Source organism: Shewanella woodyi ATCC 51908, from assembly GCF_000019525.1.
Classification (GTDB): domain Bacteria; phylum Pseudomonadota; class Gammaproteobacteria; order Enterobacterales; family Shewanellaceae; genus Shewanella; species Shewanella woodyi.
In genome coordinates this window covers 1,154,341-1,175,702 of sequence record NC_010506.1, presented here as the reverse complement: position 1 = coordinate 1,175,702, position 21,362 = coordinate 1,154,341, and the positions used below count along the sequence as shown (strand labels likewise).

Below are 21,362 nucleotides of genomic sequence, written 5' to 3'. Positions count from 1 at the left end.
AGCAAATTATTGTAGCCTCTCCTAACATGCTGTTCTGTGATCACAAGTCGTTATTTTCAGCGAGAAGCAAGAAGCGTGATTTAGCGCTCATATTTATTAAATATCAACAAGATAGATTAAGTTAATAAGTTAGATTTGTTATGGAAAAGTAGTCTTTTCAAGAGATGTATAACTAAAAAGGGATGAAAGCCAATAAAAAATGCTTTCATCCCTATACTGAGACGGAATAAAAATCTATTTAGTCAAGATTAAAACGCGTACAGTAACGTCATATTGGTTTCAGTATCAGTGCTTTCTTTATTGTCCAATGGTTCACTGTTGTAACGAACCACAACGGCAAACTTCATCGCAAGAGCACCAATAATACTTGCTGTAATTGATGTCTCTGAACGTCCCTCTAGGCTCTCGCCATAGTCGGCAACAAACATCTGCTTAAACGTAGAGCTATCTGTAATTTCAGTTTCAAAGTTCACCACGCCGTGTGCAACCCAGCTGTCTTCCGTATCATAACCCGCTTCTAGAGCGCTCTCATTGTCTAAGCGCTTATACTGGTAACCAGGACCCACTTCAACATTAAACAGGGTTTTACCTGTATCGATAAATTTATGGCCATAACCTGAAGAGATAGTAGATTTAGAATCAAAACCTGTAAAAGGATCAACCTCGTGGTTAGCATTGATAAACAGGTAGCTCACCTCATCAAACTTATAATCAGCTTGGAATAGACCATAGTAACGCTTACCCGTTACTTCGCCTGTATCCTCTTTATAAAGGGCTTCCAATAGATATTGGTTTTCCCAGTTACCTAACTCATGCTTCATATCCAAACGACCCTTTAATGAGGTCGTCTCGGTATTACCAGTGGTGATGGTGGCACCCAGCTCAGCGTCACCACCAAAGGTCTTATCGCCTTCAACAAAATCAGCACCGGCTTGAGCAGCAAAAGGTGCCGCCATTAAAATAGCTGATGCAATAAGCAGTTTCTTCATTTTTATAATACTCCGAAAGATCATTTCCCTTAAAATTTGCGCAATTTTAACACTCAAAAAACAGAATTGAAAATAGTGATACAGATTAATAAATTCTGATAAATAAACAAAAAAAAGATGAAGACACTGTGATTTAAAGGATTAAGCATAAAAACAGCTAATTAAAGCGATAAATACAAAAATGCCCGCAGGTTGCGGGCATTTTTAAACAATAAGTAAAACGGCTATTTACTTAACCTGTGGATCTAGCTCACCAGATTGATAAGCTTTATACATAGCTTGCAGCGACTTAGGCTTAATCTTAGAGCCCATTCCTGCACAACCAAACGCTTCATAACGAGTCGTACAGATATCAGCCATCGCTTCCATAGATGCTTTCAGGAATTTACGTGGATCAAACTCTGTTGGGTTTTCAGCTAGGAACTTACGTACAGCACCAGTAGAAGCTAGGCGAAGATCGGTATCGATATTGACCTTACGCACACCATGTTTGATACCTTCAACGATCTCCTCAAGAGGCACACCGTAAGTTTCAGGGATCGCACCACCGTACTGATTGATCACCTCTAACCACTCTTGAGGCACTGAAGATGAACCGTGCATCACAAGGTGAGTATTAGGAATACGCGCGTGGATCTCTTTGATACGGTCAATTCGTAGCACGTCACCGGTAGGCTTACGGCTAAACTTGTACGCGCCGTGGCTGGTACCGATTGCGATAGCCAGAGCATCAACATGGGTATCGGCAACAAAACGAGCAGCCTCTTCAGGCGTTGTTAGCATCTGATCCATGCTAAGAATACCAGCAGCACCGATACCATCCTCTTCACCAGCTTCGCCAGTTTCAAGGCTTCCAAGACAGCCAATCTCACCTTCAACAGACACACCACAAGCGTGGGCAAACGCTACCGTCTTACGGGTGACATCTACGTTGTACTCATAAGAAGCTGGCGTCTTACCGTCGGCCATCAAAGAACCATCCATCATGACAGAGGACATGCCAAGCTGAATAGAGCGCTGACAGATATCAGGATCGGTACCATGATCTTGATGAATACAAACAGGGATATCTGGATACTGCTCAAGTGCTGCGGCCATCAAGTACTTAAGGAACTGAGGACGTGCATATTTACGTGCACCAGCTGATGCCTGAACGATCACAGGACTATCAGTTGCTTCAGCAGCCTGCATAATCGCACGCATCTGCTCAAGGTTGTTCACGTTAAAAGCTGGGACGCCGTAACCATGTTCTGCAGCATGATCAAGCATTTGACGTAGGGAAATTAAAGCCATTTTTTACTCCAATAATAGGCTGGTTCACACCAGCGAGGTCGCTATCGTTTGGATTGATTTTTATGTCTCGATTCAAGTTCATTCATTAATCATAGACAATGAAAGCACCTGAATCGAAACACGGTTTCTTTTATATGTCGCACTAGCGCCTATTTATCATTATATTTTCAATTATTAGGCGCTAAATCGACTGATGTTCATTATTTTCCGCGAGATTCTAACATAGCTACCGCAGGAAGTTCCTTACCTTCTAAAAATTCAAGGAAAGCACCGCCTCCCGTAGAGATATAAGAGACCTTGTCAGCGATACCATATTTATCCACTGCCGCTAAAGTGTCTCCACCGCCGGCGATAGAAAATGCGCTTGAGTCTGCAATGGCCGCCGCGATACGTTTAGTGCCTTCACCGAACTGATCAAACTCAAATACACCGACAGGACCGTTCCATACAATCGTACCTGCATTTTTTAAGATCTCGGCTAGCGCCTCACTGCTGTCAGGTCCAATATCAAAAATCATCTCATCAGCAGACACCTGACTCACCCCTTTAAGGGTAGCAGCTGCAGTTGGGCTAAACTCACCAGCAACCACAACATCAGTCGGCACAGGGATATCACCACCGCGGCTCTGGGCGTTTGCCGCAAGACGCTTAGCTTCATCAATTAGGTCAGCTTCATAAAGTGACTTACCCACTTCGTGGCCAGCAGCCGCGATAAAGGTGTTAGCGATACCACCACCGACAACCAGCTGATCAACAATCTTAGAGAGAGACTCTAATACCGTCAGTTTAGTCGATACTTTTGAGCCACCCACAATCGCCACAAGTGGACGTGCAGGGTTATCCATCGCCTTACCTAAAGCCTCAAGTTCACCAGCAAGTAGGGGACCTGCACAGGCGATAGGCGCATGTAAACCAACACCATGGGTTGAAGCTTGTGCACGGTGAGCCGTACCAAAAGCATCCATCACATAGACATCACAAAGCGCCGCTAATTTCTTCGCTAGCGCTTCATCATTTTTCTTTTCACCGACATTAAAACGGACGTTTTCGAAAACCACGACTTCACCGACGTTAGCTTCAACACCGTCGAGGTAATCTTTAGCTAAACGCACAGGGCAAGAGAGGGCTTTAGTCAGGTAATCAACCACTGGCTGAAGTGAAAACTCAGAGTTAAATTCACCTTCTGTTGGACGCCCTAAATGTGACATCACCATCACGGCAGCACCCTTCTCTAGTGCTAGCTTGATGGATGGCAAAGCTGCACGTAGACGCGCATCACTGGTCACAACCCCTTCACTCACAGGCACATTGAGATCTTCACGAATAAGCACGCGCTTACCCTGTAGATCCAACTCTGACATATTAATAATAGCCATATTACGTTTCCTTAAATGCTTAAAATTAAAGTTAAAAATAAAGTAAACGGTTACCTGAACGCTGGGACACAACACCAAGCCATCAGGTTTAAAAATTTAGCTCGAAGCTTTGTGAGCTTATTATGCCCTTCTTGCTCTAATCATCTCTAAGCTAGTATCTAACATACGGTTGGCAAAGCCCCACTCGTTATCACACCATAAAAGTAGCTTCACTAGGTGTCCATCACTGACACGGGTCTGGGTGCCGTCGACTATGCTAGATCTGGGATCATGATTAAAATCACAGGAGACTAATGGCTCGTTAGTATACCCTAAAACACCTTTATAAAGTCCCTTAGAAGCATCACAAAGCACTTGATTTACTAAGGCGATATCAACTTTTGAGTCAATCGTCACAGAGACATCGATTGCCGTCACATTGATGGTCGGCACGCGCACAGAGATAGCTTCAAACTTATCTTTCATCTGAGGTAGGATACGCTCTATCCCCCGCGCTAATTTAGTATCCACCGGAATAATAGATTGGCCAGCGGCTCGGGTACGACGAAGATCATCATGATAAGCATCAATCACTTGCTGGTCATTCATCGCCGAATGTATCGTGGTAATGGCCCCACTTTTCACCTTAAAGTGTTTATCTAACACTTCGATGACAGGCACAATACAGTTAGTTGTACAGGAAGCATTTGAAACCACAGTATGGTCGGCTTCAAGCAGGTGATGATTGACGCCATACACTATGGTAGCGTCTACATCACTGGAGGATGGGTGGCTGATCAGTACCTGCTTAGCCCCCGCTTGGATATGAGCTTCACAGCTTTCCCTGTCAGACAAGACTCCGGTAGCCTCATAGACAATATCGATATCCATCTCATGCCAAGGAAGCTTACTGGCATCGCTTTCATGCAGTAAGGTAATGGCATCATCACCAATCAAGAGCTTCTTGCCGTCAGTATCTAACTCAGCCTGAGATTGAAAGCGACCATGGGTAGTATCGTACTGAGTGAGATGAAGCATGGCTTCAGGTTTGGCAAGCTCGTTAATAGCAACGATCTGAATTTGGGCACGTTTACCTGTTTCGTAAACAGCACGAAGAATTGAGCGACCGATACGGCCATATCCATTGATGGCAACTCTGATCATTAAGCTTTCTATTCCCTTTAACAGCTCATTTATTGATACAACAACGGCCTACCTTATTAGGTAAGCCGTTGTATCATAAATGCTTAAAGCAAAAAACACTTAAACAATTATTTTGCATCATAGAGCAACCAATTGATGCGCTAGCTAAACAAAACCATTGATAGAATAACCAATGACTTTTTAAAGAGCGTTAACTGTAGCAACGACGTTTTCAACAGTGAAACCGAAGTGCTTCATCAAATCACCACCTGGTGCTGATTCGCCGAAGGTTGTCATACCAACAACCGCGCCGTCGAAACCAACATACTTGTGCCAGAAATCAACGTGAGCCGCTTCGATTGCAACGCGCTTAGTAACGCTACGTGGCAGTACAGACTCTTTATAAGCTGCATCTTGCTTGTCGAACTCGTTAGTTGACGGCATAGAGACAACGCGAACCTGCTTACCTTGCTCTGTCAGTGCAGCAGCAGAATCAAGAGCCAGTTGCACTTCAGAGCCTGTAGCAATAAGGATTAGCTCTGGCGTACCAGCGCAATCACTCAGTACATAACCACCTTTAGCCACATTTGCTAACTGCTCAGCGGTGCGCGCTTGTGCTTTCAAACCTTGACGGCTAAAGATAAGCGAAGTTGGCGCAGTACGGCGCTCGATTGCACTCTTCCAAGATACAGCAGTTTCCGCCGCATCACATGGACGCCATACAGTCATGTTTGGTGTCATACGTAGGTTAGCAAGCTGCTCTACTGGCTGGTGAGTTGGACCATCTTCACCTTGACCGATTGAATCATGGGTGTAAACGAAGATATTTTGGATACCCATCAATGCAGACATACGTACTGCGTTACGTGCGTACTCCATAAACATCATGAACGTTGCACCATAATTGATGAAACCACCGTGAAGTGATGCACCGTTCATGATACCGCTCATGCCGAATTCACGTACACCGTAGTAGATGTAGTTACCAGCAGGATCGTCTTGAATACCTTTAGAGCCAGACCAAAGCGTTAGGTTAGAACCAGCAAGGTCTGCTGAGCCACCTAGCATTTCAGGTAGAATTGCACCAAATGCACCAATCGCATTTTGTGATGCTTTACGGCTAGCAATGCCTTCCGCTTTATCTTGAGACTCTTGAATGAAAGCCTGTGCCTTCTCTTCAAAGTCAGCTGGTAGTTCGCCCGTGATCACACGACGCTTATATTCAGCTGCTAGCTCAGGGAAAGCCGCTTCATATGCCGCGAACTTATCGTTCCAGTTTGACTCATTCGCTTGGCCCGCTTCTTTAGCGTCCCAACCTGCGTATACGTTTTCTGGGATCTCGAATGCATCGTGGTTCCAACCAAGGAATTCACGTGCAGCAGCAATCTCAGCATCACCTAATGGTGCGCCGTGACAATCATGGCTGCCAGACTTGTTTGGTGAACCAAAACCGATAGTGGTTTTGCAGCAGATCATTGTTGGCTTGTCTGTCACAGACTTAGCTTCTTCGATAGCAGCACGGATAGCATCGCTATCATGGCCATCAACGTTAGCAATTACATGCCAGCCGTATGATTCGAAACGCTTAGGTGTATCGTCGGTGAACCAACCTTCTACATGGCCATCGATAGAGATACCGTTGTCATCCCAGAACGCCACTAGCTTACCAAGACCTAAGGTCCCTGCTAGTGAACATGCTTCATGAGAGATACCTTCCATCAAACAACCATCGCCTAGGAAGCAGTATGTGAAGTGGTCAACGATATCGTGGCCAGGCTGGTTAAACTGAGCAGCCAATGTCTTTTCAGCAATCGCCATACCCACAGCATTACTGATACCAGCGCCTAATGGACCTGTCGTAGTTTCAACACCTGGCGTGTAACCATATTCAGGGTGACCCGGTGTTTTTGAGTGCAGTTGACGGAAGTTTTTAAGCTCTTCGATAGGCAGTGCATAGCCAGTCAAATGAAGCAAAGAGTAGATAAGCATAGAGCCATGGCCGTTTGATAGGATAAAACGGTCACGATCAACCCACTCAGGGTTATTCGGGTTATGCTTAAGGAAATCATTCCAAAGCACTTCAGCGATGTCAGCCATCCCCATTGGTGCACCTGGGTGACCTGAATTGGCTTTTTGAACGGCATCCATGGTTAACGCACGGATAGCGTTTGCGAGTTCTTTACGAGATGACATGCTCTCTCCTGCTTGATTTTTTGAGGTCTAGAGCAACGAGCACTATATCGATCAGCACTTATTTAACCATCGATGCTCTACGGCAAATTTGGGAGCCATATTTTCACCTACATAGCACCTTGACGCAAATGTTTATTGCCCTAATGGGCATTTTACTGCCTCATCAGCAAAATAGCCGCCAACAACTCATGGCCCATCAATCGACATTTACACTTAACAACAAAATTTTTTCCAAAGATAGAAAGCAAAACAAAAATATATAACCACATAATAATAAAAGATAAAGTAACAGCAGGTCGGATAGGGGAATAGACTTAATGTCACAATTTCGAGGAATAATTCATCATCGGGGGTGATAAGAGGGCAATAATGGATTATTATAGCCGTCTAGATGTAAATACTTCTATACCCAAGCGGCTTCATGATGCTGAGTTCTATTCTAAGCAGATGATCTGTTCGCCCCCGATGTATGTGGCTTGAGAGCTTGGGTATGCATTCAAATAGTTCAACGACGAGATTTCCCACCATGGCAAAGCACTTGTTCACCTCTGAGTCAGTATCAGAAGGTCATCCAGATAAAATAGCCGATCAGATTTCTGATGCGGTATTAGACGCAATACTTGAGCAAGATCCAAAAGCTCGTGTTGCGTGTGAAACTTACGTTAAGACCGGCATGGTCATGGTAGGTGGTGAAGTCACAACATCTGCTTGGGTTGATATCGAAGAGATCACCCGTAATACAGTTCGCGAAATTGGTTACACACACTCAGATATGGGCTTTGATGCAGACTCTTGCGCCATACTAAACGTTATTGGTAAGCAATCTCCTGATATCAACCAAGGTGTTGATCGCGCAGATCCTAAAGAGCAAGGCGCTGGTGACCAAGGTCTAATGTTTGGTTACGCCAACAATGAAACCGATGTATTCATGCCTGCACCTATCACTTACTCGCACATGCTGGTTAAGCGTCAATCTGAAGTACGTAAAGACAAGACACTTCCTTGGTTACGTCCAGATGCAAAGAGTCAGGTGACTTTTGCTTATAACAGTGATGGCAGTATTGCCGGTATCGACGCGGTTGTTCTCTCTACACAGCACAGTGAAGATGTGACTCAAGCAGACCTTATTGAAGGTGTAATGGAGTCAATCATCAAGCCAGTATTACCGGCTAAGTGGTTATCTAAAGAGACTAAATACTTCATCAACCCAACTGGCCGTTTCGTTATCGGTGGTCCAGTAGGTGACTGTGGTCTAACGGGTCGTAAGATCATCGTTGACACATACGGCGGTATGGCACGTCACGGTGGTGGTGCTTTCTCTGGTAAAGATCCATCAAAAGTTGACCGTAGTGCGGCATACGCAGCACGTTACGTGGCTAAGAACATAGTTGCAGCAGGTCTAGCTGATCGCTGTGAGCTTCAAGTCTCTTACGCGATTGGTGTGGCGGAGCCAACGTCAATCAGTATCGAAACATTTGGTACTGCTAAAGTTGCTGAAGAATTACTGATTGATCTGGTACGTCGCCACTTCGATCTACGCCCATATGGCTTAACAGAGATGTTGAACCTAGCTCGCCCAATCTACAAGTCCACAGCGGCTTACGGTCACTTTGGTCGTGAAGAGTTCCCATGGGAAGCGACTGACAAAGTTGAAGCTCTGCGCGCAGACGCTGGTCTTTAATCTTCGCCGCTTAAAGCCTTACGCTTTAGCCCACAAAAAACCGCCTTCTGGCGGTTTTTTTATACCTATCACCATGTCGATTACGATAATCCAATTGCCTAATTGCTTTCACAGAAAAGACATAAAGCCAGATAAAAAAATCACAAAACATCAAAATAAAAGCACAAAAAAATGAAAAAGCCACAATCTGAACTATAATCACATACCAAACCAGATATTTACTCAGTTATTAATTATTTGCTAACGAAAGTAAGTAACACAGTGCTACTAGGCCCCTCCTTTTAACAATAAAAAATCAGAGTTAACTATACTAATAAAGACCCTGTAAACCGTAATGTTTAATAGCAAAGCAGATGAACAAAACTTAAGTTCAGTTAAATAGCGGGAATTGTCATGAATATTCAAAATACAGCTCTACTCTTAATCGGCTATCAAAATGACTATTTTGCCAAAGACGGTATTCTTCACAGTGCTCTGGAAAACTCAGATCAAGTCGGCACAATATTATCTAATTCACTGAAGTTAATTAAAACTTTACTTCCGACTGATGCCGTCATCGCCGCCACGCCTATCATATTCACTCCCGATTATTCCGAACTCAACGATCCCATAGGTATCTTAAAAATAATCAAAGATAACGGTGCATTCAGATCCAATACCGTAGGTGCTGCAACAATTGACGAAGTAGAGTCTATGTCAGCCGATATAATCACCTTACCGGGTAAACGGGGATTAAGCTGTTTCTCCAATACTGAGCTACATAAGGTGTTGCAGGAGAATAAGATAACAGATGTCATTATCGCAGGTGCTGTCACCTCTCTGTGCATTGATACTGCGGGTCGAGAAGCAGCTGACCTTGGCTATCGCGTTACCATAATATCCGACTGTACGGTGGCAAGAACCACCTTCGAGCAGGAGTACTACCTCAATGAAATCATGCCTCTTTACGCTAACGTGATGTCATCAAAAGATATTGAAAAATCCTTAGGACTATAGATGCCTGATGGTTTGAAAGGACCCAGCTCAAGCGAACTCCTATCGCAGGCACAAAACAGGTTGATTGAGCATCTGCAAGCATCAGAGAAACGCTACGAAGATTTAGTGGGACATCTACGTGATGTAGTCTTTCATCTCGACTTAGCACTCAAGTGGACATTTCTCAATCAGGCATGGCATGGTATGTCTGGTTACTCCATAGAAAACTCCTTAGGCAAATATTTTGCTGAAAACCTCTCCTCTCAAGACACTCAAAAATGCACCGCGGGGTTTCAAGCACTTCTCACCAAGCAGTTAACCGAGATGAGTGAAGAGATAACCTTTAATACTGCCGATAATGATAAACGAATATTTGAGCTCTCCTGCAGGGCGGTCAAAGATGAAACGGGTCAGTTTGCTGGTTTTGCAGGCATAATCACAGATATCACTGAACGGATTGTAGCCGAAAATAAGATCACTTTTATGGCATATCATGATGCCTTAACTGGAGTAGCAAATAGACGCCTTCTGATGGAGCACTTAGCTCAAGAGCTGACAAAACCCTGCGGGCACTGCTCAGCCCTACTCTATATCGACCTAGATAATTTTAAACAGGTTAACGATCATTATGGGCATACGGTAGGCGACCTTCTCCTATGTGAGGTCAGTGATGTACTCAGCGAGTATGCCCAGGATGAGGAAGATCTTGTTGCACGAATGGGCGGTGATGAATTTATTCTCTTTCTATCAAACTTAGGAGAAAACTCCGCTTTAGTGACTCAAAAGCTAGTGCAGATAACCGAGAAGATTCGGGTACAACTGAGCGAACCTGTACTGCTTGGTAAATTGAAAATTCAGATAACCAGCAGCATAGGTGTCGTTACTTTAGATCACGCCACCATGAGCCACAGTGACATCTTTAAATACGCCGATGCCGCGCTATATCACTCAAAAAATACAGGGAAAAACCAAGTCCGTTTCTATGATGAGGAGCTAGAGCAAAGTGAACGACGTCGTCACCAACTAGAAGATGAACTAAGCCAAGCTATAACAAATGAAGAGTTCCTACTCTACTATCAACCTCAAGTCGATGCCGAGGGCACAACTATACTAAAGGCCGAAGTACTGCTTCGCTGGCAACACCCTAGACATGGAATCGTCAACCCCGATGAATTTATCCCTCATCTCGAAGAGTACGGCCTAATTATTCCCGTCGGCAAGTGGATTTTAGAGGAGAGCTGCCGCCAACTAAAGGTATGGCATAATGCAGGAAAACATGAGTTATGTTTATCGATTAATGTCAGTGCTAACCAATTTAAACACCCTGACTTTATTGAGTTTATTGAGATATGTTTAATCAAACATCAGATAAGCGGGGAACAGATAGAGCTTGAATTAACCGAAGGCGTCGCCATTCATGATATCCCCTCAACGATAAAAAAAATGGATAGACTTCAAGAGCTAGGTATTCGCATCGCCCTAGATGACTTCGGCACAGGCTACTCCTCACTCTCCTACCTCAAACACCTACCAATCAACACACTTAAAATTGATCAATCCTTTGTCCAGGGTCTGCCCCATGATGGCTACGATGCCGCCATTGTTGAAACCACCATGGTGATGGCTCACCATTTGGGTTTAACCGTTGTCGCTGAGGGGGTAGAAAATAGAGTACAACTCGCCTTTCTTAAAAAGCAGCAATGTCATCTTTATCAAGGTTTTTTGTTTAGCCAGCCACTCAATGTCGATCGCTTTAGCGAACTGATCTTGTAAGATTCAATGTGTGGGATGGAATCCCACGACGTTAGTTGTTAGACGCAGTCTAACTTAAAGTTCAGGCGCAGCCTGATAGATTTATCAAACGAAGTTTGATTACTTTCCGCTGTAAAGCGAACCGTCAGCCGCAACCTGACACAACCTTACTGATTGGCCAAAACCTCTTCCAACTTAAGCCCAGTTAAATCACGAATAGTGCGCCATAAATAATAAAAAATCCCCATCATCATCACCATCGACGGCAAGGCTATCATCAGGTAACTGTATAAGGTCAATTCACCCAACTCTGCATTGAACTCAGGGGTACCTGTTGGGCTGGTCACTAGCCATTTAGCCAACACATAATTCATGGTGGCGGAGAACGCAAACGAGCCTGCAACCAAATAGGTAGCCGTCATGAGTCGCTGCTCAAACGCCGCCATACAATTGTTCTGTTGTAAGCGCTTCATGATCTTATCTACGTCCATCACCGCTGGATTAAAGACTAGGGCTTTGATTAGTGGCTTAGAAGTAAAGGTCGAAATAAGCACTGCAATGCCGATCGCGGCTGGGATCGCGGCTTCTTTAATTGCCAACCATTTAAGGTCAAGCTCCAGTAAACCAATGCCGCCAGTTAACATCACATTAGCTAAGCCAAGTAAGGCGATAAAATTAAACTTCCTGTATTTTATCAGCTCAAATATGCCCCATCCCAGCGGAAAACTTAACGCCAACATTAATCCACCACTCGCCCCTAGCTGATCATCACCACTTAGCTTCATTAGAATAAAAGCGGGGATGACGATACTCACTAACAGGTCAACCATAGGCCGAGGTTTATGTGTCGATGTACTACTCATATGTTGTTTTCCAGGCGAAGCATGAAGCTTCGAAAAAATTTAAAGATAAAAACCAAGGCTCTGATGCTAGATTAGTGTTTCTATGGTGCCAGTATTAATACTGAATCACCATTGCTTGCAGAAATCGAATCAATAGCGGTACTCACAAAAAATGCTAATTCCCCATCTTAGTTGCCAAAGTAAGTTGAAACTATTTTTAACCGAAGTCGCGTGATGCCCATACGGACGTGAGTATACCTAACAGTGGTCGAAATGGGCATTTTCCATACACATAAATGAGACCTGTTGCATAGACAAGACTGGTGGCTGCAACACCTTAATCGACATAGGATTAATATCATCTAAATTGAGTACTTCATCTATCGAACTCCCATAGGAGTTAGTACGGCCACAAAAGATAAAGTGCTTTTTCCAGCGCACCAAATAGGCATTTTGCTGCTCATTATCGAAACAGAGTTCAGCCTCCAATCCATGACACTCTTCACCCTGCGCAGTTAATACGGCAACAACCAACTTCAGATTATCAAAAGCAGGTAAATTAAGCCCTAAATAGGGAGCAAAGATTGAAGCAAGGGATTTAGATAACATAGATATCCTTAGCAAGGGTGTTATTGAGTTGGCAAAACTAACAGGTAGTAATCCCTGTCATCGAAAGTAAAAAAGTCCAACACCTGCATCGATGCTTTATTCGTATGAGCGGAGAAGGAGATCATATTATCTTCGGCGATAAAAGTGATCATAAACGGATATTTAGCTCTGACATGCTCCTTCAAAGTACTTACCAAGAGTTCAAAAGTGCCCTGCCCGCGATACTCTGGGTGGATCCAGATTGGCCCATATTGGCACGAATTAGTTTTAGTTAACTTAGCACTACCAAATTCAACTCTTTGTAGACGCGCTAGTATATGCCTGTAAACAGGCCCAGTTTCAAAAAGTGGCCAAGGGCCGGCAATCACATAACCAAGAATAACTTGCTTCTCTTCGGCGACAACAATCCACCCCTTCTCAATCAAATTCCTAAGATCTTTTGAGCCAAATACCTGACCATCAAAGCCACCAGCTTGTGAAGCATCACCAAGCTCATCATTTTGATAAAGTCGCTCAAGCTTTTCTAACTCCTCAACATCACCACTAAGGGCAAGCCTAGTTTTCATTGTAAAACTCGTTTCAGATCCATATTTTTGATAGTTAGTATTATACAGACATACTCAAATCCATTGAAATATCCCCTAAAATATTAGCTTTGATTGTGCAAAAATTTGCCAAAAACCAATATGACAACCACAATTAGTGTCAATAATATTAGTCTTTCCTAGGTTACTATGCTTCCTGAAAATATTGATACCAGTATCAGTCTGCTCGAAAGTGATAATACTCAGTTAAACTTAGTTCGATGGATGCATCAATGTGAATTAATGCATCGCTACTATGAGTCAGATGTGGTGTTTGTCATTCAGCAAACAGGTCAAGGGTTTGAGATTATAGTAAGCTCGATTAGTGAAGCTAGGTGTTTTACCACTGGAACCCTATTCGAAAAAGAGACCCCTGTTTTTCAACGTTTAGTCCATACACCACCGGAAGGGTTATATATCGATCTAACCAGTCAAAAGTCACAAGACTTACCTAAAGACTTTAACGAAGCAAACAGCATGTTAACCCGCCCCATATTGTGGCCTGACGGCACCCATTTCGGCTGTATCTGTGTTTTAAACTCCAGAACAACTAAAAGCGAAACGGATGCATTTATGCTTGAACCATTTCAGGTGCTACTGCAACAGGAGCTCTCACTCTACTGCCAGACCCAACGCATTGAGTCTCTGTCCATGAGAGACAAGGATACAGGCATGCTAAATGAGTATGGGTTTATCATGATGGCACCCAGACAATTGAGCCTAGGAAGACGATTTGGTGCTCATGCAGGGATTATTTTCTTTGAATTACTGCCTGATCCGTTAATCAAGCAAATTCAAGAACATCACAACCGATTATTAGGCAAGATAATTCAAGATACCATACGCACAGCAGATATTGCGGCTCACTACGATGAGTCACAATTTGTGGTGCTAGTATTTATCGATTCAGAGCGCGACCTTCTTCATATATCTCAACGTGTTGAGAAACTTCTCTATCAACAGAATGAAAGCCTCAAAATTGATGTTAGCTGTAACTTCTTTACACCCGATTCATCACTAAAGCTCTCCCCCATGATTGAAGAGTCTAAAAAAGGGTTAAAATCGGAACAGGAAAAGCAAGAAGCTCAGCTCGCAATATTGGAGCAGGAAACCAGAGATGAGGCCAGCAACACGCTTTCATAGAGCTCTCAAACTCAGTCTCCATTAGCAGCTACTTTTTAACCTCAAAAGTGAAACTCTCTATTCTCTCTCTGATAGCATAATTACATTTAGATAACCTAAAAAAACAAGTATGATTACAAATAGTAAGGTACTAAATTTAAGTACACGACTGTTTAAATGACTCTATAAATCCAACATTAAGTGAGACATGAATTATGCTAGCCCAAAGTCAACACCATCTTCTTTGGCTAAGAGAGCAAGACCACCCTGCTATTAGCTGGCCTAAATGGCAGCAACAACTGTCTCTACTTGGCGAATGTTATCAAGCAGAAACTTGCCTCATTGTGCAGTTCATCAATAACTCATTTCAGATTGTTTGTGCCCGTAAAGGTAAGAAGTATCAGTTGATTGGTGGCACCCATTTTGAAGATGCGGGTTTACAGTCCATCATAGAGGAGCATAACGGTTACACGGCAACAATCTCAGACGGCAGAGATCTATCCTCCTCTTTGAATCAATTTAAACACCTGCTGACCCAACCTATTTTTTGGCCTGACGGGGAGCTGTTTGGCTCTATTCTAATCTGCGACCCAGATCTGAATAAACAGACGGGACCACTATCCTCCCTAATTGAAAACAGTAAATCTTTTATTCAAGCTGAGCTAAAGCACCTATTTTTAATGCAGCAAATTAAGATGCTCTCGGTACAAGATGATCAAACCTGCATGCTAAACCCCTATGGGTTTAGCTTAATGGCTCCTAGGCAGTTAAGCCTAAGTCGTCGCTTTGGCTCCCATGCAGGAATTATTCTAATTGAAGAAAATATTGAGGAGAACATTGAGGAGAGTAATAGCTCAGCCTTAACCTGCGATTCTCAAGCTCAAAAACGACGACTTCTAGCCCGCATTATCCATGACAATATGAGAGATGCTGATGTTTCTGCAAGGATCAGCCATAACCAATTTATTATTCTCTGTTTTATCGACCATAAAGCCAATTTAGACTCATTAGTTTCAAGATTGAAAAAGCAGATAGCAAAAGAAGCCCCAGGACTGACCATCAATACAGGTCAAAGCTTCTTCACCCCAGATACTCAAATAAGCCTCGAGCCGATGAAAAAACAAGCAAATGACAATCTAAATCTAAATAAGCTGGGAAGCGCGAACAACTTTTAACACTTTCATCCCACTTTCTCGCTTTTTGACAGATTTAATACTGTTTATCTTGCATTATAATTGTCACAATATGGCCATTATATTATTTCAGGGCTCTCTCATGTCTATTAAATCTCTCATTATCTCCGCAGCCTTAATCAGCTTAACGGCTTGCCAAAGTACAAGCGCTCCCCAAACTCAAGATATCGAACTGCTTGGTACATGGAACATAGAGGTCGTTGCCGACAAACCTGTTATCGACTATAGCCCAGCCCAGCTTATTTTCGCTGATGGAGGGGAACTATCTGGTAACAACAGCTGCAATAATTTCTTCGGAAGTTACTCTATCGATGGAGATAATGTGCGTCTTATGCCTGCTGGTAACACCATGAAAGCTTGCGTTGATGCACTTATGGCTCAAGAGCAAAGAGTAATGTCTTCAATGCCTACTATCACCAATGCCGTACTTGCAAAAGGCAAGTTACTCTTAAAAGATGAAGCGGGTAAGACTCAAATCGTATTAAGCAGGCAATAGATTTATGCCAATAAAAAAACCGCCTTTTGGCGGTTTTTTATTGGTATATGCCTAAGCATCGAAGTATCCCCTCTTCAGTTCAGCATCAACCTTCATCTTATGCAGTGCTGCTGGTGGCTGCTCTCGCTCAATCAAGTAGCTCCAATAAGCATCATCAAAGCCCCTAAAAAGTTGATCAGCCTTGCCTTCGGATTTTAAAATTAACCACCACCAGACCAACCCCCAAAGACCGAAAGTAACCAGTGTCAGCAAAAAGTGGATCAACTTATGCTGCTCAGCCGGCTCCTGACTAACAGCCTTACTCGCTGATAATCTACGTACACGAAATTTATGATGAGTCATCGCCATAGACACCTCCACCTTTACTATTAAAAAGTTTAGCAGAGTTAGACTTTAGTCGAATATTTAATTTGAATAATATTTCAGCCAAAGGCAGTTGTAACATGCTAGAGTACCCTCAAAAAAGGAGTCTAGAATGCACATTAGAAAAGGCCAGAAATCAGACCTTAATGCTTTGATTCAATTTAACTTAGCCATGGCGAAGGAGACTGAGGATCTTGCCTTAGATGAATCAGTCCTCACCCAAGGAGTCAATACCCTACTCTCTAACCCAGAAAAAGGCTTCTACCTTGTAGCCGAAGTCGATGGAGAGATCGCTGGCTCCTTAATGGTGACCTTTGAATGGAGCGATTGGCGCGCTAAAGATTACTACTGGATCCAGAGTGTTTATATCCGCCCACAAAACCGCAGACAAGGGATCTACGCAAAACTTTATCACGAGGTTAAACAGATAGCGGAGCAAAATGGGGGCGCTGCAAGTTTCAGGCTCTATGTAGAGCAAGATAACGCCAAAGCGCAAAGCACCTATTCAGCGCTGGGGATGGAAAAAAGCTACTACCAGATGTATGAAGAGAAATAGCGAGAGCGAACACTTCGAGGGCGTTCGCAGGCTCACTACGAGTACGGGAACACGTTCCCTGCTAGAGCGCTTCGCGGCGAGAAAAAGCTAAGAAGCAAGCAGTAACTTATCGCTTGTGACTTAGCTTTTTCTCCAAGGCCGCTGGCCGCCCTCGCAGTGACAAAGTCACGCTCTCGAAGGCGCTTTCAGCCGCTCTCAAAGACCGAAGGTCGCCCTCCAAACTATCTTTACGCGCAGATACTGGTCACTTTAATCGCTAAACCGCCTTGGCTGGTTTCACGGTACTTAACGTGCATATCTTTACCAGTTTCATACATGGTCTCGATAACTTTATCTAAACTCACTGTAGGCTCACTGCTGCGACGCATCGCCATGCGCGATGAGTTAATCGCTTTAACAGACGCAATAGCATTACGCTCGATACATGGCACTTGAACTTGGCCTGCAACCGGGTCACAAGTCAGTCCTAAGTTATGCTCCATACCGATCTCAGCCGCAATACAGACTTGAGATGGTGTAGCCCCCATAATCTCGGCTAAACCAGCTGCCGCCATAGAGCAAGCCACGCCGACCTCCCCTTGACAACCAACCTCGGCACCAGAGATAGACGCGTTGCGCTTATACAGATTACCAATCGCAGACGCTGCCATGTAAAAACGGGTGTACTCAGACTGAGTCATTGGCTGAATGAACTTATCGTAATAAGCCATCACAGCAGGAATAATGCCCGCAGCACCGTTAGTTGGTGACGTCACCACGCGTCCGCCAGCAGCATTCTCTTCGCTTACCGCTAAGGCAAACATATTGACCCAGTCTAAAATAGCCATAGGATCAGATGAGTGACGCTCACCAGTAACAAGTTGGCGGTACAGTGCAGGAGCGCGGCGCGGCACACGTAGTGGACCGGCAAGGATCCCCTCAGTCTGACAGCCTCTCTCGATACCTGACTTCATGGTGTCCCAGATCGCACCTAAACGCTCATAGATCACCGCTTCGCTATTAAAAGCCTTCTCATTGGCCAACATAACAGCACTGATACTCATGCCAGTCTCTTTGCAGATAGCAAGCAGATCGTCAGCAAAGGCAAACGGATATGGAACCATCACCTCATTAGCCGCTTCTAAACCAAAATGCTCCTCATCAACAATAAAACCACCACCGGTTGAGTAGTAAGTTTTAGAGAATAAGCTAGTGTCACCATCCCAAGCATGGATAGACATACCGTTTTCATGTAGCGGTAGTGCGTAAGCATGAAAGGTCACGGAACCTGTAGGAAACGCAACACTTTTGGCCTCTTTTCCTAATGGTAAGGTTTCAGTGGTTTCAATCTGACGGATAAACTCAGGAATCGCCTCGATATCAACACTCTCAGGCAGGTTTCCACCTAATCCCATTAAGATAGCTGTATCTGTGTGGTGACCTTTACCAGTGAGTGAAAGTGAACCATAAATATCAACACTAACACGGGTTACTTTTGTCATATCTCCACGTTGACGTAACTCATCAACAAACTCTTTGGCGGCCTTCATCGGCCCGACAGTGTGCGAGCTGGATGGACCCACACCTATCTTAAAAATATCAAATGCGCTAAACATATTAATTACCTCAAAAGCAGAAAGGACCAGCACCAATTCAGTGCTGATCCCCTTATCAATCTTAAAACGGTGTTGCTTAAGACATCATACCGAACAGGATAGCAGTCATCGCTAACAAGCCGGCAATAATCACAAAGATGTTGCTGATACGACCGCGGTATGCCTTAAGAGCTGGCACTTTATAAACGGCGTACATTGGCATCAGGTAAAGAATCGCAGCGATGATTGGACCACCTAACGCTTCAATCATACCTAAGATGCTTGGGTTAATAATCGCAACCCCCCAAATGGTGAAGAACATAAAGCCAAGAATAAACTTATTAATTTTCTTGTCAGATACTTCTTTATTGCTGCTACGTAACTGCTTAGTAATAATTCCCTTCAGACCTTCAGTCGCACCTAAGTAGTGACCGAAGAAAGAAGATACAATGGCAATCACAGCAATGATAGGACCAAAGTAACTAACGAAACCACTGGCGTGTACGTTCGCTAAGTAAGAAAGAATTGGCAAGTTTTGCGCTTTAGATTCTGCAAGTTGCGCTGGGCTTAATGAAAGCACGCAAGAGAATACAAACAGCATAACAAAACCAACTAACATCATAGATGTATTACGAAGAATAACATCCGCCTTCTTAGCCGCATTAACACCGTGCTCACGCTTCAATGAAACTGAGAACTGTGAAATCGCTGGTGAGTGGTTAAAAGCAAATACCAATACTGGAATGGTTAACCAAACAGTACCTAAAAACTCACCTGTTGTAGGAATTTGAGTCAGTGCATCCATCTTCCAGCTTGGAATAAGGTATAGAGACATAAATGCCAAAATAGCCACAAGCGGGTAAACCAGGAACTGAGTCACCTTCAACATTAGCTTCTCACCCGATACCATTACAGACATCATGGCAAGAATAAGTACACCAGATAGCAACCAACGTGGTGGCGATGCCATGCCAAGCTGATTAACAATGAAGCTATCGATAGTGTTTGTGATACCAACACCATAGATCAATACAATCGGGTAGATAGCAAAGAAGTAGAGCAATGTAATTGCCTTACCAGCGCCAACACCAAAATACTCCTCAACCACGTGAGTAATATCGCTGCTCTGCTTCTGTGAAGAGCACACGAATCGAGATAAACCGCGATGGGCTAAATAGGTCATAGGACCGATAATTATCGCCATCATTACAAGTGGCCAGAAACCACCCATCCCTGCGTTGATAGGTAGGAAAAGAATACCGGCACCGACCGCTGTACCAAATAAACTTAACATCCAAGTTGTATCCTGACGTGTCCAACCTTGACGGCTAGATGATTCTACTTGGGTATTCATCACTTCTTCTTGCATAAAGTTACCTTAGAGGTGCTAATGACACCTTTGGTTTTCGAGGTATAAGCATTGACTGTGTCGTTATGGGTAAGCCCCGCAGTCAGAGCAAAATTCGAGGTCAGAATATAGAATTAGTACATTGAAAAGTTGATCTAGCGCGGGGTTTTGAAATCGAATTTCAGAACAAGCCAGCAATGTGATCCACCTCTCAGTTATTATGTAATAAGTTTTCATAAAACCACCACGAGAATAACGAGATCGAACCAAAGCCCAACATTATAATCACATAAATTACCAAACGCTGATATTTAAAATCACGCGGTAATTTCGCCCAAAACGATTAACGTCACAAAAATACGCACTAACGAGACATTAACTTACAAGCCAAAGCAAAAACTTGAACCATGTCACAGTCAATTAAACTGTGTATCCAGCCTCTTTCGGCAAAACACACTAAATTTATTCACAACTCACTTTTTAGCCGCGCGACTTTTTGAGAGGAAAAGAGAAGAAAAACAGAGGGGGATTTAACATTTAACCATAGTAAACAATGGTTAACCCCACAACATCAATAATTTTTATATCTACCCTCCTCATTGGATTGCAACCTAAATGCAAACGAGCCACACTGTTTAAAATAAAATGCAGTGAAAAAGTAAAAAAGCGAAAAACAGATGTCAAAGATTAGCCAATTAGCAAAAATCCGAGTCATTATCGGCTCCAAGAACCCAGTAAAAGTTCAAGCCGCTCAGCATGCGCTCAATCAACTGCTTCCTAATACCGAAATAGAGTGCCTTGGCTGTCATGCCCCTTCAGGTGTGGCAGAGCAACCTATGACGGCAGATGAAACCCTTAAAGGAGCAATTAACAGGGTTGAACATTGCCAGTCAGCGCCAGATACCAGCGAAGCGGATCTGTTTATTGCCATCGAGGGTGGTGTCGATAACTTCAGCTATGGTCCAGCCACGTTTGCCTACATAGTGATCTCAGATAAACAGCAGCGTTTAGTGGGCCGCAGTGCCATACTCCCACTGCCGCCAGTGGTTTATAAAGCATTAAGTGACGGTGAGGAGCTAGGCGATGTGATGGACAGGCTGTTCAACACCGATAATATCAAACAAAAAGGCGGCGCGATCGGGCTATTAACTCAAGGCGTGGCGACAAGAGAGAGTATCTACACCCAAGCCCTAATCTTAACCATGGCCCCGCTACTCAATGAGGAGCTTTACCAGCGTTAATACAGCTTCTGTGCCCTCTGCCCCACTTGCAATTTATCTAAAACCGCTCTAGG

The 21,362-nt window shown here is 43.7% G+C and carries 19 protein-coding genes; 8 read left to right on the top strand and 11 right to left on the bottom strand.

The features are described 5' to 3' along the window. Positions 1-248: 248 nt before the first annotated feature. The 5 genes from SWOO_RS04490 to tkt form a co-directional block, all read right to left on the bottom strand. Complete coding sequence (locus tag SWOO_RS04490; RefSeq protein WP_012323521.1) at positions 249-989, bottom strand: DUF481 domain-containing protein; 741 nt, start codon at positions 987-989, stop codon at positions 249-251. A gap of 228 nt (positions 990-1,217) precedes the next feature. Further along, a complete protein-coding gene (gene fba, locus SWOO_RS04485; protein ID WP_012323520.1) occupies positions 1,218-2,282 on the bottom strand; it encodes a class II fructose-bisphosphate aldolase in 1,065 nt (354 codons plus the stop codon). A 200-nt stretch (positions 2,283-2,482) separates the two neighbouring features. Beyond that, positions 2,483-3,658, bottom strand: coding sequence for a phosphoglycerate kinase (locus SWOO_RS04480; RefSeq protein ID WP_012323519.1), 1,176 nt, complete (start codon positions 3,656-3,658; stop codon positions 2,483-2,485). A gap of 120 nt (positions 3,659-3,778) precedes the next feature. After that, positions 3,779-4,801 (bottom strand): erythrose-4-phosphate dehydrogenase, encoded by a 1,023-nt coding sequence (epd, locus tag SWOO_RS04475; RefSeq protein ID WP_012323518.1) that lies wholly within the window; start codon positions 4,799-4,801, stop codon positions 3,779-3,781. A gap of 180 nt (positions 4,802-4,981) precedes the next feature. Next, on the bottom strand, positions 4,982-6,973 hold the full coding sequence (gene tkt, locus SWOO_RS04470; RefSeq protein ID WP_012323517.1) for a transketolase: 1,992 nt from the start codon (positions 6,971-6,973) through the stop codon (positions 4,982-4,984). 526 nt (positions 6,974-7,499) lie between these two features. Here tkt and metK point away from each other — a divergent pair. The 3 genes from metK (at position 7,500) to SWOO_RS04455 (ending at position 11,402) form a co-directional block, all read left to right on the top strand. Further along, on the top strand, positions 7,500-8,654 hold the full coding sequence (metK, locus tag SWOO_RS04465) for a methionine adenosyltransferase (protein ID WP_012323516.1): 1,155 nt from the start codon (positions 7,500-7,502) through the stop codon (positions 8,652-8,654). A 393-nt stretch (positions 8,655-9,047) separates the two neighbouring features. Continuing rightward, positions 9,048-9,650 (top strand): cysteine hydrolase family protein, encoded by a 603-nt coding sequence (locus tag SWOO_RS04460; RefSeq protein WP_012323515.1) that lies wholly within the window; start codon positions 9,048-9,050, stop codon positions 9,648-9,650. Further along, on the top strand, positions 9,651-11,402 hold the full coding sequence (locus SWOO_RS04455; protein WP_012323514.1) for a sensor domain-containing protein: 1,752 nt from the start codon (positions 9,651-9,653) through the stop codon (positions 11,400-11,402). A 146-nt stretch (positions 11,403-11,548) separates the two neighbouring features. Here SWOO_RS04455 and SWOO_RS04450 read toward each other — a convergent pair whose 3' ends face one another. From SWOO_RS04450 to SWOO_RS04440, 3 genes are all read right to left on the bottom strand, one after another. Next, a complete protein-coding gene (locus SWOO_RS04450; protein WP_012323513.1) occupies positions 11,549-12,244 on the bottom strand; it encodes a VC0807 family protein in 696 nt (231 codons plus the stop codon). A 237-nt stretch (positions 12,245-12,481) separates the two neighbouring features. Next, positions 12,482-12,832, bottom strand: coding sequence for a hypothetical protein (locus tag SWOO_RS04445; RefSeq protein ID WP_012323512.1), 351 nt, complete (start codon positions 12,830-12,832; stop codon positions 12,482-12,484). 20 nt (positions 12,833-12,852) lie between these two features. Beyond that, the gene (locus SWOO_RS04440) at positions 12,853-13,398 is read right to left on the bottom strand and encodes a GNAT family N-acetyltransferase (protein WP_012323511.1); all 546 of its coding nucleotides are present in this window, start codon (positions 13,396-13,398) and stop codon (positions 12,853-12,855) included. Between the two features lie 168 nt (positions 13,399-13,566). Here SWOO_RS04440 and SWOO_RS04435 point away from each other — a divergent pair, with 168 nt between their 5' ends. The 3 genes from SWOO_RS04435 (at position 13,567) to SWOO_RS04425 (ending at position 16,227) form a co-directional block, all read left to right on the top strand. Then, complete coding sequence (locus SWOO_RS04435) at positions 13,567-14,559, top strand: GGDEF domain-containing protein (protein WP_012323510.1); 993 nt, start codon at positions 13,567-13,569, stop codon at positions 14,557-14,559. A gap of 194 nt (positions 14,560-14,753) precedes the next feature. After that, positions 14,754-15,713 (top strand): nucleotidyl cyclase domain-containing protein, encoded by a 960-nt coding sequence (locus SWOO_RS04430; RefSeq protein WP_012323509.1) that lies wholly within the window; start codon positions 14,754-14,756, stop codon positions 15,711-15,713. Between the two features lie 100 nt (positions 15,714-15,813). Beyond that, a complete protein-coding gene (locus SWOO_RS04425) occupies positions 15,814-16,227 on the top strand; it encodes an META domain-containing protein (protein ID WP_012323508.1) in 414 nt (137 codons plus the stop codon). 51 nt (positions 16,228-16,278) lie between these two features. Here the strand turns inward: SWOO_RS04425 and SWOO_RS04420 are convergent, their stop codons facing one another. Further along, the gene (locus tag SWOO_RS04420) at positions 16,279-16,575 is read right to left on the bottom strand and encodes a DUF4234 domain-containing protein (RefSeq protein WP_012323507.1); all 297 of its coding nucleotides are present in this window, start codon (positions 16,573-16,575) and stop codon (positions 16,279-16,281) included. 127 nt (positions 16,576-16,702) lie between these two features. Here SWOO_RS04420 and SWOO_RS04415 point away from each other — a divergent pair, with 127 nt between their 5' ends. Next, positions 16,703-17,146, top strand: coding sequence for a GNAT family N-acetyltransferase (locus SWOO_RS04415; RefSeq protein WP_012323506.1), 444 nt, complete (start codon positions 16,703-16,705; stop codon positions 17,144-17,146). Positions 17,147-17,373: 227 nt separating this feature from the next. Here the strand turns inward: SWOO_RS04415 and SWOO_RS04410 are convergent, their stop codons facing one another. Next, the gene (locus tag SWOO_RS04410; RefSeq protein ID WP_012323505.1) at positions 17,374-18,741 is read right to left on the bottom strand and encodes an L-serine ammonia-lyase; all 1,368 of its coding nucleotides are present in this window, start codon (positions 18,739-18,741) and stop codon (positions 17,374-17,376) included. Positions 18,742-18,817: 76 nt separating this feature from the next. After that, positions 18,818-20,089, bottom strand: a complete 1,272-nt coding sequence (locus SWOO_RS04405) for a serine/threonine transporter (RefSeq protein WP_012323504.1) — start codon at positions 20,087-20,089, stop codon at positions 18,818-18,820. 656 nt (positions 20,090-20,745) lie between these two features. Between SWOO_RS04405 and yjjX the strand changes: the two genes are divergently transcribed. Beyond that, positions 20,746-21,309, top strand: coding sequence for an inosine/xanthosine triphosphatase (gene yjjX / locus SWOO_RS04400; RefSeq protein ID WP_012323503.1), 564 nt, complete (start codon positions 20,746-20,748; stop codon positions 21,307-21,309). The last annotated feature ends 53 nt before the right edge of the window (positions 21,310-21,362 follow it).

Bases quoted from the DNA above. Each gene is read 5' to 3' on its own strand.
- yjjX (WP_012323503.1), top strand. From the start codon at position 20,746: ATGTCAAAGATTAGCCAATTAGCAAAAATCCGAGTCATTATCGGCTCC.
- SWOO_RS04435 (WP_012323510.1), top strand. From the start codon at position 13,567: ATGCTTCCTGAAAATATTGATACCAGTATCAGTCTGCTCGAAAGTGAT.
- SWOO_RS04425 (WP_012323508.1), top strand. From the start codon at position 15,814: ATGTCTATTAAATCTCTCATTATCTCCGCAGCCTTAATCAGCTTAACG.
- tkt (WP_012323517.1), bottom strand. From the start codon at position 6,973: ATGTCATCTCGTAAAGAACTCGCAAACGCTATCCGTGCGTTAACCATG.
- epd (WP_012323518.1), bottom strand. From the start codon at position 4,801: ATGATCAGAGTTGCCATCAATGGATATGGCCGTATCGGTCGCTCAATT.
- SWOO_RS04445 (WP_012323512.1), bottom strand. From the start codon at position 12,832: ATGTTATCTAAATCCCTTGCTTCAATCTTTGCTCCCTATTTAGGGCTT.
- SWOO_RS04460 (WP_012323515.1), top strand. From the start codon at position 9,048: ATGAATATTCAAAATACAGCTCTACTCTTAATCGGCTATCAAAATGAC.
- SWOO_RS04415 (WP_012323506.1), top strand. From the start codon at position 16,703: ATGCACATTAGAAAAGGCCAGAAATCAGACCTTAATGCTTTGATTCAA.
- SWOO_RS04455 (WP_012323514.1), top strand. From the start codon at position 9,651: ATGCCTGATGGTTTGAAAGGACCCAGCTCAAGCGAACTCCTATCGCAG.
- SWOO_RS04480 (WP_012323519.1), bottom strand. From the start codon at position 3,658: ATGGCTATTATTAATATGTCAGAGTTGGATCTACAGGGTAAGCGCGTG.
- SWOO_RS04430 (WP_012323509.1), top strand. From the start codon at position 14,754: ATGCTAGCCCAAAGTCAACACCATCTTCTTTGGCTAAGAGAGCAAGAC.
- SWOO_RS04420 (WP_012323507.1), bottom strand. From the start codon at position 16,575: ATGGCGATGACTCATCATAAATTTCGTGTACGTAGATTATCAGCGAGT.
- metK (WP_012323516.1), top strand. From the start codon at position 7,500: ATGGCAAAGCACTTGTTCACCTCTGAGTCAGTATCAGAAGGTCATCCA.
- SWOO_RS04450 (WP_012323513.1), bottom strand. From the start codon at position 12,244: ATGAGTAGTACATCGACACATAAACCTCGGCCTATGGTTGACCTGTTA.
- SWOO_RS04405 (WP_012323504.1), bottom strand. From the start codon at position 20,089: ATGCAAGAAGAAGTGATGAATACCCAAGTAGAATCATCTAGCCGTCAA.
- SWOO_RS04490 (WP_012323521.1), bottom strand. From the start codon at position 989: ATGAAGAAACTGCTTATTGCATCAGCTATTTTAATGGCGGCACCTTTT.
- SWOO_RS04440 (WP_012323511.1), bottom strand. From the start codon at position 13,398: ATGAAAACTAGGCTTGCCCTTAGTGGTGATGTTGAGGAGTTAGAAAAG.
- fba (WP_012323520.1), bottom strand. From the start codon at position 2,282: ATGGCTTTAATTTCCCTACGTCAAATGCTTGATCATGCTGCAGAACAT.
- SWOO_RS04410 (WP_012323505.1), bottom strand. From the start codon at position 18,741: ATGTTTAGCGCATTTGATATTTTTAAGATAGGTGTGGGTCCATCCAGC.